Source organism: Ruegeria sp. ABM4_193 (assembly GCF_056158705.1).
In genome coordinates, this window is sequence record NZ_JBSWTT010000003.1 from 323,337 (window position 1) to 336,585 (window position 13,249).

The window sequence follows — 13,249 nt, forward strand, 5'->3', positions numbered from 1 at the left end:
CATCAGTTCAGCAGATTTTCGTCGTAAGGATAGTCGTCAATCTGTTCGAGGCCGCTTGCGGTGACCAGGAACTGATGTTCGATTTTGACGCCGCTGCCACCTCGGTCGGAACCGACATAACCCTCGACGCAGATCATCATGTTCTCTTCGATGATCCCGTCATAGCCGATATCGTCCCAATCCTGCGGGTAGGGCACATAGGGGTATTCATCGCACATCCCGACGCCATGCATGATGCAGGGGTAGCGATGCGCATGGAATTCCTCGGGGTGGCGGAAACTTTTGTCGACCAGCTCCTTGAAGGACACTCCAGGGCGCACATTGGCTTTGTTGTGCTCGATCTCGTCCACGGCGCGCTTGAACAGATCGCGGTATTCCTGCGGGGCCTTCCCATCGCCACAGTACCATGTGCGTGAGATGTCGGACATATACCCAAAGGGGCCGACCATGTCAGTGTCAAAGCCCAGTAGTTCGCCCTTTTGTACACGACGCTCTCCGGCCTCTTGTAGCCAAGGATTGGTACGCGGTCCCGAGGCCAGCATCCGCGCCTCGGACCACAGGCCGCCATGCGCGATGTTGATCTGGCTCAGGATGCTCCACAGTTCGTTTTCCGAGATGCCGGGCTGGAAGGCCTGGTGCATCTTGGCAATCCCAAGCTGCGCCACGTCAATGGCATAGCGGCATAACGCAATCTCTTCCTTGCATTTGATCGAACGGGCTTTTTCCAGAAAGCCGGGCGCATCCACAACCTCGAAACCGGCCTGCATCAACCCCTGTACGGCAGAGGCATCCAGACGGTCGAGCGCCACGCAGCAGCGCCCTTTGCCCGCAAGCCGACCTTTGACAAAATCCACGAATTTGCGCGTGTTCTCCACCTGATCAAACCCCGCAAGGAACGGTGCAAGACCGAACATGGGGACATATTCGGTGACATGATCCAGATCCTTGATAAACGCGCCGCTGAAGACCACCGGACCGTCTGCAAAGATCATCAGCATCATTAGTGGGATGCGTGCCTGGAACTGCATGTATTCGTGATAGTTCACCGCGTAGCGCATGGTCAGCGGGTTGGTGACGACGGCCAGGTCCACGTCCCGTTCTGCCATGGCCTGGCGAATGCGATCCATGCGGTAGTTGTTCAGCCTGGTCCAGTCGATGTCCGGTGCAGGCAGGACGGCCTTGGAATATTCGCCAAGCGGTTCACGGTCCATCATCAGGCTGTTTCCAAAGTTGCTGCGACGTCACGCAGACGCAGGTTTTGCGGGTCAAGAACCGCATCTGGCAGCACGATGGCTTTGTGCATTTCACCAAACACGATCACCTCAAGCTCGGTCCCCGGCTGCGCGGCCTGTGGTTTGACAAAGGCAAAGGCCAGATTGCGCCCTGTGACCGGACCAAAGCCGCCCGACGAGATCGAACCGACCTTTTCGCCGTTCAGATAAACCGCCTCACCGCCCAGCACATCGGTACCCTCCATCTGGATGTCCAGATAGGCGATGACCGAAGAACTGCCGGTCTCGGCCAGCTTGGCCAGCGCCTCTTTGCCGACAAACGCCTTGTCGAACTTCACAAAGCGCATCTGGTCGGTGTGCACGGGGCTGGCATCATTGGCCAGTTCATGCCCACCGCGATAGGCTTTTTCCATGCGCATCATTTCCAGCGCCTTTGACCCAAACGGCACCATGCCATGGGGCTGGCCCGCATCCCAGATCGCGTCCCACACAGCGCCAAGCTGATCAATGGGCGCGTGCAGCTCCCATGCCAGTTCGCCCGAGAAGGACAGGCGCAGCGCAATCAGGTTGACCCCTGCAACCGACATTTCACGCGCCTTGAGCCAGCCGAAGTCGGCGTTTTCCAGCGACGCATCGCTGAGCGGGGCCAGCACCTCGCGGGCTTTGGGACCCGCCACGGTCAGAATGCCCCAATCGTCGGACAGGTTGCGGATGCTCACATCCTCGGACCCGCGCTGATGCACGGTGATCCAGTCCCAGACGCGGCGCTCGGACGGGCCGCCGGTCACAAACCAGAACCGATCCTCGGCCAGCCGCGCAATGGTTGCCTCGCCCTCGATCGTGCCTTGTTCGTTCAACAGCAGCGTCAGGCAGGTGCCGCCCACCTTTTTGGGCATCCGGTTGGCGCAAAGCCGGTTCAGATACGCCTCAGCCTCGGGGCCGGTGATCTCGAACTTGGAAAAGGCCGAGAAGTCACCGATGCCAACGCCTTCATGTACCGCGCGGGCCTCGGCCAGGGCGGCCTCCCACGATGGGCCACGTTTCCAGGACTCGGGCTCTTTGCCACCCCATTCGGGTTTGCCGTAAACGCGGGGACGCTCCCAGCCGCCAGCCTCTTCGAATACGGCATGCAACGCCTTGGTCCGGTCATGCACGCCAGAGTTTCGGATCTCGCGGCAGGTTTCATATTGCAGCTGCGGATAAGGCAGCGACAGGCGCGTCATGTAGTTCTCGCGGCAGCGCTGATAGGTATAATCCTCGTCCACGCGGCTATGGAACCGGCGCGGATCAAAGCCGCGCATCGAGATATCGGCCGTGCCATGCACCATCCATTGCGCCAGCGCCCGGCCCAGTCCCGGCCCCCAGGCAATGCCCACGGTCGCACCGCAGGCCAGCCAGTGATTGCGCAAGCCCGGCGCAGGCCCGACCAGAGGATGCCCGTCCGGCGTATAGGTGATTGCGCCATTGACGATGCGTTTGATGCCGCGCTCCATCAGGCAGGAATAGCGTTCGAAACACTTCTCCAACCACGGCATAATACGCTCATAGTCGGGTTCAAACAGTTCGTTCTCGCTGTCCCAGGGGCAGCCCTCGCGCCATTTGGCCAGCGCGTCATGGGTGTCATACAGCCCGATCAGCGCCCCACCCTGTTCGCGGCGCAGATAGCCGGTAAAGTAATCATCGCGGGTGACGGGGATTTCATGACCCATCGCCTCGAACTCGGGCACCGCATCGGTGACCACATAGTGGTGCTGCATCGGGACAATCGGCAGGTCCAGCCCGCTGAAGGCCCCGATCTGGCGTGCATGGTATCCACCGGCATTGACCACATGCTCACAGATGATGTCGCCCTGCTCGGTCACCACCTTCCATTCGCCCGAGGGCATCTGCTGCACATCCGTCACCCGGTTGCGGCGCAGCACTTTGGCCCCCCGCATCCGCGCGCCCTTGGCCATCGCCTGACAGGTGCCGGATGGGTCAACATGGCCATCGTCGGGCGTATAAATCCCGCCGATGATATGCGACGTGTCATAGATCGGGTTCAGCTTGGCGATTTCTTCGGGGGTAACCCAGCGACACTCCTGCCCGCGGGCCAGTACCGCGTCACGCGTGTGCATCAGCCAGGCACGGTGATCCTCGGTTGCGGCCACGCGCAAGGACCCGCAATTGTGCCAGCTGACGCCGTGCTCGGTCTCATCCTCGATGGTTTTATACAGATCCACCGCATAATCGTGACAGATCCCCAAAGCATGGCCCGCCGTCATGCGACTGACCAATCCCGCCGCATGCCAAGTGGCCCCGGACGTCAGTTCCGCCTTTTCAACCAGAACAACATCTGTCCAGCCTTCCTTAGCCAGATGATACACGACGCTGGCACCCATATTGCCACCGCCGATTACAACGACCCGAGCCGATTCCATTACAGTTCTCCGCGTTTCCTGCCGGAGACACTTCCGCATCGGAAAAATTTTGTCCACATTTTTTTCCTGCAGTATATCTTTTTGCCAATAACTTGATTCGGAGGGCCACAATGGACGGTGCAGTCGTAAGAGAATCCAACCAGGATCGCATGCGGCGCATTCTGGGCGAAGACGGGTACGCGCAGCTGTTTCGCAACATTGACGAAGCCGCAGGCCTGCCAAACGCGGCATACTGGTCGCCCGAATGGTTCGAGATGGAGCAGGAACTGATCTTTCGCCGCTCCTGGGTGTTCGGCGGCGCGCGCGCGGAAATCCCCGAACCCGGCGACATGAAGCCCATCGACATCGCTGGCACGCCGATCGTTCTGGTCCATGGCCGCGACGGCGTGATCCGGGGGTTCCAGAACGTCTGCCGCCATCGCGGCATTCAACTGGTCACCGAACCCTGCAAAAAGGCCACGCTGACCTGCCCCTATCACCGATGGGCCTATGGGCTGGACGGCAAGCTGCGGTCCCGGCCGCATTTCGACGGGCCCAATTCCAGCGGCACGTTCAAAGACGGCGGCGGCGACAAGCTGGACCTGATCCCGGTCCGGGTAGAAGAGTTCTTTGGCTGTCTGTTCGTCAACGTTTCGGGCGACGCGGATCCGCTGGATGTGTGGATGGCCCCGGTTCTGGATCAGCTCAAAGGCTATGATCTGTCAGCCATCCGCTGGGCCGGGAAGCGCGATTTTACGGTCGAGGCCAACTGGAAGCTGGTTTACGAGAATTATATGGAAGGTTACCACGTTTTTGCCCTGCATCCCCGCCTGCTGGACTTTGCCCCAATGGACGTTCGGTGGTCCGGAGAATGGCGTGGTTCGACCTTCGTCAATGGCTACCGGTTCCCGAAACTAGAAGAAGGCCGCGGCCAGGGCCTGCCCCATTATCCCGGCCTGTCCGAGGAGGATCGCATGCAGGGACAGTGGTTCCTGACCATGCCGCATTTCGCAGTCGAGGTGTATCCCGATCAGTTTACTGTGTTGGTCGCCTACCCCGAAGCGCCGGACAGATGCCGAGAGGAACTGCACGTTTTCGTCATCGGAGATGAGGCCGCAACCGGCGACAAATACCGCAAGGAACGCGAAGACCTGATCCAGATGTGGGACGATCTGAACGTCGAGGACATATCGGTCCTCAAAGGGCTTCAAAATGGCCGCCGCTGCTTTGGATACGACGGCGGCCGTCTGTCACCGCATTGGGAAGGACCAACATTGGCCTATTCCCGCAAAATCATTGAACTGATGGCGGATAGCGAGACGATTTAACGGGACTTCATGATCACGGGCGTGTTGGTGTGAACGATCTGCAAATCGTTCTCACCATTGTTAATGTATTTATGTGGCTTATCGCCGGAAAACCCAAAACTGTCGCCTTCTTCCAGCACAAAAACATGGCCATCTACTTCCAGAGTCAACTGCCCGGACAGGACATAGCCCACCTCTTCGCCCTCATGGCTCAACGGGTTGTCGCCGGAATGACCTCCTGGAGAAAACTGCATCAAAGACATAACAATCTGACCGTCGATGCCGGGCGACATCAAATACACGGAATGATCCAGATACTCGGTGCCGGCAAGGCGTGAAAAGTCAATTCTACGGCGAAATCCCTTGCGAACGACATACTCGTTTTCCACAGGATCATCATTGGGCGAAGGCGGGAACAACCAGCCTACCTCGATCCCCAAAGCTGCACTGATCCGCTGTAACGCGTCCAAAGAAGGCTGCTTCTGCCCCCTTTCAACAAGGCTCAGAAACCCAACCGACAAAGACGCCGCTTCTGCGCATTCGGCCAGCGTCATACCCATCGCGCGGCGCACCCCACGGATTTCGTGGCCAACTCCAGCATTGGCATTCGCCGCTTCGGTTTGAGACGTTGAATTCGACTTTGTTACGCGCGCCATAAATCAGTTCCTGGACCTTCCGCAAAACTCTGGCAATCGACGCTTACACTGCAAACAAGGAAATGGCTATCCGCGCCTCCCAACACCCTCAAAACAAACTCTGACTGGGTAGATCAAGAACGTGATTTTGGGGGGTAACGGATTGGGGGCTAAGCTGCTGTCCGATGGCCGAGCCTTGGTCCGGTTCAAAATCAATCAGATTGAACGTCTTGCAGATCAGTCACCACAGCCACCGCCGTCTCCCGAGCCACAGTCGCCTGCATCTTCGTTGGCAAAAGGGTCATGACTTTCAAACACCAGCGTCAGCTCACTTTTAGAGCTCAGGCTATTGAGGGTGATTGCAAAGCAGACCAGCGGCACGCTCAACCAAAGCGCTCCAAACCATAGATCGCCGCTCTGAATGATGGAACTGGCGCCGGTGCAAATGAAGACGATCAAGAAAACCAGCATTATGAAAGTTCCAAACTTGTTTTTCATCTTCCAGATGCCTTTCGGCGGAGTTCCGAACAGCTCTTTGTAGGCTCTGACTGTTGCCTTGTAGTCGTCCAGATGTCTGGGGCCTTGACCGCCGGGGTTGTGGTGCACGGGTTTGCCCAGCTTTTTGCAGAAGACATCCCAATAATCGCGACTGTGCTGCATATGCAGGTGCCACACCAAATCGACCGCCTTCGAGGGGACATTCCGCTCTGATCGCGTGGCACAAAGATACATGAATTTCTTGTATTCAGTGATCGCAACGGCAGCAGTATCAGGAGAGATGCAGTTTTCGGCCATCAATTGATCAATGAATGGCGCGCCTGTCGCATCATCAGGCATTTTATGCGACTTAATCAGCTCCCATAGCTGAGTATTGAGAGAGGTCATCGGAGCCTCCTATGTTTTCTCTTTTTTGCGATTTCTGCCTAGCGCACGAATATGACAGGTTTGTGACACGAGCGGGAACGTGTAGGAAATGCAAAGACCTTGAACGGTTCACGACCAATCTGACCTACCACCGGCATTGGGGCCCAGCGCTTTCAGAGCAACTCTGCACCCCTTCAGTCCTCAGGATTTCGCGCGTGTTTTCGACGCCACAAGGAATACGTTCCTGCGAACCAGAGTCATAACTGTCGATCCCTCACAGAAACAAGTTTTCGAAACGAGAGTGTCGGCGCTGATAAACGTCTGTCGACACCCCGGTCCAGCGGCACCACGCAATAGGAAAACACGGAATAAGATGCGCTTCAATGGTAAACCTCACCAAGGGACAATTCCTGAACGCAGTCCAATAAGGCAGTGGTGTAATGAGATTTATCGTCCCTCAGCCGAAAAAGCGGTACGGATATACTGACGGCGGCAATCGGGCAGGCGTTCTCGTCCAGGATGGCCGCGCCAAAACAAGCGATACCGACTTCATTCTCTTGACTGTCAAAAACGAAGCCTTGGGCACGGCATTGATCGATCTGCGCGCGCAATTTGATTGGATCAGTTGTCGTAAACGGGGTGATCGGCTGCAAGGTCGAAGCTTCCAATAGCGCTGAAAGCTTTTCGTCCGACAGCGCCGAAAGATAGGCTTTGCCGACCCCACTGGAGTGAAGCGGAACAAAGGTGCCTATTGTCGAGTTCATGCGCACCGTCTCAAGGCTTTCGATTTTGTCGATATAGACCAGTCCCTCACCGCTTGGCACGGCGAGGTGTACGGTTTCGCCGGTCTGATCCCTGACGCGCACCAGGGCATCCCGGGCTCGGTCCCGAATGTCCGACGATGCCAAGGCAAGACGGGCAAGATTGACCAGACGTGGGCCGGGTTTGTACCTTTTGTCTCTGAGTTGCACGATCAGCCCTTCGGCTTCCAAACTGTTTAACATGCGGTACAGAGTCGGGCGTGTAAAAGCACATTCTTCCAAAAGATCGGCCAGGGTCGGCGGGTTTTTGCGGTCACAAATGTGCTGCAACAGCCCGATGCTGCGCGCAAAGCTTTGGGTTCCTTGGACCTGTTTTACCATTCCGGCCTCTCAGATTGACGGCACATATCAACGATGTATATTTCCATATAATGAATCTGTTGTCCACAATGTGGTCATTCTAAATTGCTAAAGAAGGTAAGCCGAGATGCCACTGACCAATACAGACGAAAACCCGATGGTGCCCTATAAACACCCGATGCCGCAGGATGCCCTGCCGGAAATCGTGGTGCCCAACGCGCTGGCCGAAAATGACCCCCGTATGTGGGTCCAGCAGACCGAGACGGTGTTTTTCCGCCCACTGTGTTTGAACGTAAGTCAAGGTTATTGGATGAACCTTTTGAAGGTGACCAAGGCAGGCGTTCTGTCCCGCCATCGCCATCCGAACCCCGTACATGGCTTTGTTCTGAAAGGCCGCTGGCATTATCTTGAGCATGACTGGGAAGCCACTGAAGGGTCTTATGTTTATGAGCCTCCGGGTGAGACCCATACTCTGGTTGTGCCGGATGATGTCGAGGAAATGATCACTTATTTTCAGGTCAATGGGGTGATGTACTATTGTGATCCTGATGGAAATCACCTCGGTTACGAGGATGTTTTTACCAAGATCGACATGTGCCGTGCGCATTTCGAGAAAGTCGGCCTCGGCGCAGACTACGTGAAGAACTTCATCAGGTAACACCCATGAGCAACGTATCTTACGACTTTACAGGCCGTACCGCTGTGGTGACAGGCGGGGCAGCCGGGATCGGGGCGGAAATCGCACTCCACTATGCGGCAGTAGGCGCCAACGTGGCGATCTGGAATTTGTCAGAACCCGACGACGCCCCTGAAGGCGCGATCTCATGCAAAGTGGATATCAGTAACCCAGACCAAATCGCCGCAGCCGTTGCAAAGACCAAAAGCGCCTTCGGCGGCATTGATTTTTTGTCGCACAATGCAGGTTTCGCCGGTCCGACCCTGAGCGTAGTGGAAAGCGAACCGAAAATCTGGGCGCGCGTCGTTGAAGTTAATCTGACCGGAACATTTCACTTGGCTCACGCCATTGTTCCACTCATGCAAGAGGCCGGCTTTGGTCGGATCATCAACATGGCATCGCTTGCGGGCAAGGAAGGCACACCCAACGCCTCGGCCTATTCGGCGTCCAAGGCGGGCGTCATCGGGTTTACCAAGTCGCTGGCCAAGGAACTGGCCCAGACTGAAATCCGTGTGAATTGCATCGCACCTGCCGCCATCAAGACGGCGATCCTGGATCAAATGACGCCAGAATTCGTGCAGATCATGGTCGACAAATCCCCAATGAAACGTCTGGGCTGGGTTGAAGAGGCTGCACGCATGGTGATGTGGCTAAGCTCGGAAGATTGCACGTTCAACACTGGTGCCGTCTTTGATCTTTCAGGCGGAAGAGCGACCTACTGATCGCGTACATCCGCAATTTCACGCCCGGCCTTATGGAAGTGGCCGCACATGTATTGGCAGCGCAGCACGGCCCATAGTTTTTGCAAGCCCGCGCGCGCAACTGAAAGTCTTAAATCCGTTTTTGGCACCATCGGATTTGTCGGTGTTGTTTCGGGCTCTGGCACCTTGGCCAGTGAAATGGCGATCCGGGCGAGCAAGTCCCAGGAACCTGCTCGACCCGTTTCCAATATCCCCAGCCATACAATTTGCCGCCGTTTTGACCGGATCAGCTGCGCACCAAGTGCCCACCATCCACGTCCAGAACGGTGCCGGTCAGAAAGTTATTTGTCATGGACAGGACAACAGCTTGTGCGACTTCTTCCGCGGTTCCTACGCGGCCGACAGGCAGGCTGCCGCCGACTTGCGCGTACATGGCCTCTCGAGCCTCTTCTGGCATTGCAGCATAGGCTTCCGTGTCAACCATACCGGGACTGATGCAATTCACACGGGCACGGCCCGACAGTTCTAGCGCCAGCCCTTTGGCTAAAGCTTCAACCGCCGCGTTTACCGCAGCCAGACCTGTTGTCCCGGCAGACGGGCGGCGGCTGAGCACACCGGAAAAGAATGTGATGGAGGCACCTTGGGTCAAAGCAGGCAGGACCTCACGCGCGGCCACATACGGGCCGATAAACTTAGCCTCGAACATGCTACGCAATGCGTCAGTGGGCAGCTCTTCATAGGCCCCATGCGCAGCGCTTGAGGCCGAGATCACCAAGTGGTCCACCGTCCCGAGATTGGCGGCCCAGGATTTCACGCCTGCCTCATCCGTAGTGTCTACGGGCGCGATCTGCACAGAACCCCCGACCTCTGCCGCCGCCGCCTCAAGTTTGGCCAGACTGCGACTGGCAAGTGTGACTTTTGCCCCAAGGGCGACTGCCATCTTGGCCGTAGCCTTACCCATACCACTACTGCCGCCGATGATGACGACGTGTTTGCCTGCAAGGGCGGTTTCAAAAACCGTACTCATTGTGTTGGTTCCTTGTCTTTAGGGTTACCTGTTCGGGTCAGTTGATGCTCAGGACAAGCTTGCCCGTCGTCTCGCCTGCTTCCAGACGGCGATGGGCCTCAGCAGCTTCGTCAATCGGCAACATGGTGATCTGAGGACGCAGAACGCCGGTTTCCAGCAGGTTGAACACGGTCGCCATATCAGCGCTGAAGGCATCGGGGCGGTTCAGGAAATACGTGTAGATATCGCTCACCCGCACTGAAACGGATTTCTGGAAATGCTTTGTCAGATCTTCGGCAAAGCCACCTGCGGGCGGTCCTGCAAGGAACCCAAACAATACGGCCGTACCTAGCGGTGCCAGCGCGTCGAGGTCCGATTTCAGTGTTTCGCCCGAGATTGGATTCAACGTCAGATCAACACCACGTCCTTCAGTGATCTCCAAAACTCGCGCAGCGACGTCTTCTTGGCGGTAATCAATAACGTGATCAGCGCCCTGCTCATAGGCGTAGCCAAGCTTGTCGGTGCTGGCAGAGGCAATCACGGTCATACCCAGATGTTTGGCGATTTGCAGAGCCATTGTACCAACACCGCCCGCCGCCGCGTGAACCAGCACGGATTTTCCTGCCACTGCACCACCGAGATTGACCAGCATATGATAAGCGGTCATTGCATTAACCGGGATCGCGGCAGCGGTTTCAAACGTGATGTCGTCAGATAGCCTGGTCACGTAAGGTGCCCCAATCACGGAATGCGTGCCATAACCGCCCGCACCGATCGGCCCCATCCAAGCCACACGTTCGCCTATGGCAAAGCCTTCGACCCCTTCGCCCAGCGCTTCAACAACTCCGGCGCCTTCGACGCCTGGTACGTGCGGCAGGGCAGGCATCATACCTTCTGGCATCTCTCCCCGTCGGATGATCGTGTCGATAAAGTTAACGGCTCCGGCATGGTTACGGATCAAGACGTCGCCGGGGGCTGGCTGAGGAACGGCGCGGTCGGATTTGCGCAGAACATCGGGCCCACCGTTTCGCGTGATTTCGATTGCATAGGACATAACGTGTCTCCTTCTGTTGCGCAGAAAGTAGAGACCGTCAGTCGTAATGATAATCGTTGATTTCAGGAGTTATTATCTCAAAAATAGGATTATGATCTACAACGACCTTGCCCTGTTCACTCTTGTCGCTGACCATCTCAGCTTTTCCAAAGCTGCGGACCAACTTGGTATCCCTCTGAGCCGGGTCAGCCGAAGAGTTGCCGAATTGGAAAATCATCTCGGCACCAAACTGTTTGAGCGTACGACCCGCCAAGTACGTCTGACAGAAGAAGGCCGCCGCCTTCTGGATCGCTGCCAGGAGCCATTCGAAGCACTGCAAGAGGTTGCGGGATTTGCTGACGAAACCAGACGCCAGACTATACGCATCACGGCCCCGCCCCTGGCCGCCCGTGCAACGATTGGCCCACGTTTGCTGGAGTTTGCGCAGCAAAACCCACATGTGCAGCTGGAAATGACACCCACGAACGTCATGTTGGATTTTTTCAGCGACAATATCGATTTGGCCTTTCGGGTCGGTCCACTGACGGATTCCAGCCTTGTCGCAAAACGCCTTTGGTCGGTTCCTTACTGTTTTTGCGCCGGGTCGGGTTTTATTGAGGAGAACGGATTGAAGGGCGCGATTTCTCGGCAGGTTTTTCAAAGCTTACCTGCCCTGACCGCTGGCCAGCCTTGGGTTTTGGAAAACGGCGACAAACTGCAACCCAGCAACGTCGCCCACAGTTTAATCGACCTTGACGTCATCGCACTCGCCGCGCGTCGCAATCTGGGCGTTGCAATGCTGCCTCTGGACATGATGGGGGGAGATTTGCACGAGCTTGAGGTTCAGGATGCGCGACCTTTGACACGAGAAATGTTCGCCGTTTATCCCAGCCGCCGCCTGCTGCCCGCGCGGGTCAGAGCATTGATTGATTTCATGGCACCGGGATAGCGCCTACCATTCGATTGGCGCCCCATCGCGAAAGAAACCGCCTGTCGGGCCGTTGTTCGGCAGAGTTGCCGCCCAAACAATACCCCTCGCCCCCTCAGACACCGGGCGGCCACCCCCGCCCATGTCCGTGGCAACCCAACCGGGGCAAACGGCGTTGACAAGAATACCTTCGTGTTTCAGCTCGGCTGCGGTTTTGATGGTCAGCGCATTCAATGCTGCCTTGGATACACCATAACCAGCCGTACCACCGGACATGTCGCTCAGCGCGCCTGAACCAGAAGACACATTGACGATCCGGGCACTCTCGCCACGTCGCAAAAGAGGAGTCGCTGCGATTATGGTATCCCAAGCACCAAAAAGATTGGTGTCAAAGGCACGCCGCACGCGATGCAGGTCGGCGCAATGCGCCTGCTGATCCGTGTCGTAATCCACACCTGCGTTATTGACCAAAATATCGAGACGCCCGTAGCTGGGTTCAATCTTCAGAATAAAGGCGGCGGCGACAGAGTCCGGGTTCGATACGTCCAGCTGAAAGGCTTCCACCCCGTACCCGATCTCATCTGCGGCCCGATGTCCTTTATCCAGATCTCGAGAACCGAGCAGAACTTTTACCCCATGATCTCTGGCCAATTGTCTGGCGACTTCTTTTCCGATGCCTCGGTTGGCGCCGGTTACAAGTGCGATGCGTTGGTTGGTCATGCAGATCCCTATGACTTTGTGTCAGCCGGCATATCTAAAATAGATCGTGGCAATGCAGCCAGCACCGGTCCACTCCTAAAAGTGGAACGGTGTGGCAGTCCTTCAATCTATCAATTTCCTTGATTTGCACGCTCGGCAGCAATGGCGACAAGGCCGCGATCTCCGGTTTCCCAAAGCGCCGTCATGGTCAGAGAGGTTACAACCCAGCGGTCCCCGGATTTTTCCAGCGCATAATCATAGCGTCCGCCCAGAACCCACAAACCATCCTCAATGCGGTGGGTTGCGGTGAAATCAGCCTGCGCCGTGGCTTCGGATTCGGCAAGTGACGTGATGGCATGGTTGGTGACCATGTGGTGGGTGCTTTCAAACCCAGGCAGGAATGCAGACCAACCTGCGACAAGGTCGTCGGCGGGTTGGGTGACTGGGTCACCGCCCCAAAGGCTGGTGTAATCGGTCGTCACCGTATCGGCAAAGGCACCGCGCACACGGGCCCAGTCGTGACGGTCAGCACCCGCTGCGATATCGGTGATCGTGGTTGAGATGGTGGCCTGCTGATCGGCGAAGGCTGCGCTTGCGATCATGGTGGCAGCTGCAAGTGTGGTTGTAAGGTTTTTGGGCATCGGTCTA

General features: G+C 56.9%; 13 protein-coding genes. 4 read left to right on the plus strand and 9 right to left on the minus strand.

Annotation, left to right across the window (positions count from 1 at the left end; translation table 11 throughout):
- Window positions 1-2: 2 nt before the first annotated feature.
- Together ACXADZ_RS19735 and ACXADZ_RS19740 are read right to left on the minus strand one after the other, a co-directional pair.
- On the minus strand, window positions 3-1,214 hold the full coding sequence (locus tag ACXADZ_RS19735; protein ID WP_475199160.1) for a M24 family metallopeptidase: 1,212 nt from the start codon (window positions 1,212-1,214) through the stop codon (window positions 3-5).
- Entirely contained in the window at window positions 1,214-3,652 is a 2,439-nt protein-coding gene (locus tag ACXADZ_RS19740) for an FAD-dependent oxidoreductase (RefSeq protein ID WP_475199161.1), read from the minus strand. The genes ACXADZ_RS19735 and ACXADZ_RS19740 overlap by 1 nt, the downstream gene beginning before the upstream one ends.
- Window positions 3,653-3,762: 110 nt before the next feature.
- Here ACXADZ_RS19740 and ACXADZ_RS19745 point away from each other — a divergent pair, with 110 nt between their 5' ends.
- Window positions 3,763-4,959: an aromatic ring-hydroxylating oxygenase subunit alpha gene (locus ACXADZ_RS19745; protein WP_475199163.1), complete on the plus strand. Its 1,197-nt coding sequence runs from the start codon at window positions 3,763-3,765 to the stop codon at window positions 4,957-4,959.
- Here ACXADZ_RS19745 and ACXADZ_RS19750 read toward each other — a convergent pair.
- From ACXADZ_RS19750 to ACXADZ_RS19760, 3 genes are all read right to left on the minus strand, one after another.
- The gene (locus tag ACXADZ_RS19750) at window positions 4,956-5,594 is read right to left on the minus strand and encodes a cupin domain-containing protein (RefSeq protein WP_171095493.1); all 639 of its coding nucleotides are present in this window, start codon (window positions 5,592-5,594) and stop codon (window positions 4,956-4,958) included. The two genes, ACXADZ_RS19745 and ACXADZ_RS19750, sit on opposite strands and share 4 nt — an antisense overlap.
- 216 nt (window positions 5,595-5,810) lie before the next feature.
- On the minus strand, window positions 5,811-6,458 hold the full coding sequence (locus ACXADZ_RS19755) for a glycine-rich domain-containing protein (protein ID WP_475199165.1): 648 nt from the start codon (window positions 6,456-6,458) through the stop codon (window positions 5,811-5,813).
- Between the two features lie 359 nt (window positions 6,459-6,817).
- The gene (locus ACXADZ_RS19760) at window positions 6,818-7,579 is read right to left on the minus strand and encodes an IclR family transcriptional regulator (RefSeq protein WP_475199167.1); all 762 of its coding nucleotides are present in this window, start codon (window positions 7,577-7,579) and stop codon (window positions 6,818-6,820) included.
- A gap of 106 nt (window positions 7,580-7,685) precedes the next feature.
- Between ACXADZ_RS19760 and ACXADZ_RS19765 the strand changes: the two genes are divergently transcribed.
- Window positions 7,686-8,216, plus strand: coding sequence for a 2,4'-dihydroxyacetophenone dioxygenase family protein (locus ACXADZ_RS19765; RefSeq protein WP_171187328.1), 531 nt, complete (start codon window positions 7,686-7,688; stop codon window positions 8,214-8,216).
- Between the two features lie 5 nt (window positions 8,217-8,221).
- A complete protein-coding gene (locus ACXADZ_RS19770; RefSeq protein ID WP_475199169.1) occupies window positions 8,222-8,956 on the plus strand; it encodes an SDR family NAD(P)-dependent oxidoreductase in 735 nt (244 codons plus the stop codon).
- Window positions 8,957-9,221: 265 nt separating this feature from the next.
- On the opposite strand, the gene ACXADZ_RS19775 is transcribed toward ACXADZ_RS19770, so the two are convergent.
- Both ACXADZ_RS19775 and ACXADZ_RS19780 read right to left on the minus strand, forming a co-directional pair.
- Complete coding sequence (locus ACXADZ_RS19775) at window positions 9,222-9,962, minus strand: SDR family oxidoreductase (protein WP_475199170.1); 741 nt, start codon at window positions 9,960-9,962, stop codon at window positions 9,222-9,224.
- Window positions 9,963-9,999: 37 nt separating this feature from the next.
- Window positions 10,000-10,995, minus strand: a complete 996-nt coding sequence (locus ACXADZ_RS19780) for a quinone oxidoreductase family protein (protein ID WP_475199171.1) — start codon at window positions 10,993-10,995, stop codon at window positions 10,000-10,002.
- A gap of 91 nt (window positions 10,996-11,086) precedes the next feature.
- On the opposite strand from ACXADZ_RS19780, the gene ACXADZ_RS19785 reads away from it, so the two are divergent.
- Window positions 11,087-11,923, plus strand: a complete 837-nt coding sequence (locus ACXADZ_RS19785) for a LysR family transcriptional regulator (RefSeq protein ID WP_475199173.1) — start codon at window positions 11,087-11,089, stop codon at window positions 11,921-11,923.
- A 3-nt stretch (window positions 11,924-11,926) separates the two neighbouring features.
- On the opposite strand, the gene ACXADZ_RS19790 is transcribed toward ACXADZ_RS19785, so the two are convergent.
- A complete protein-coding gene (locus ACXADZ_RS19790; protein WP_475199175.1) occupies window positions 11,927-12,622 on the minus strand; it encodes an SDR family oxidoreductase in 696 nt (231 codons plus the stop codon).
- A gap of 110 nt (window positions 12,623-12,732) precedes the next feature.
- A complete protein-coding gene (locus ACXADZ_RS19795) occupies window positions 12,733-13,242 on the minus strand; it encodes a nuclear transport factor 2 family protein (RefSeq protein ID WP_171647943.1) in 510 nt (169 codons plus the stop codon).
- Window positions 13,243-13,249: the final 7 nt, after the last annotated feature.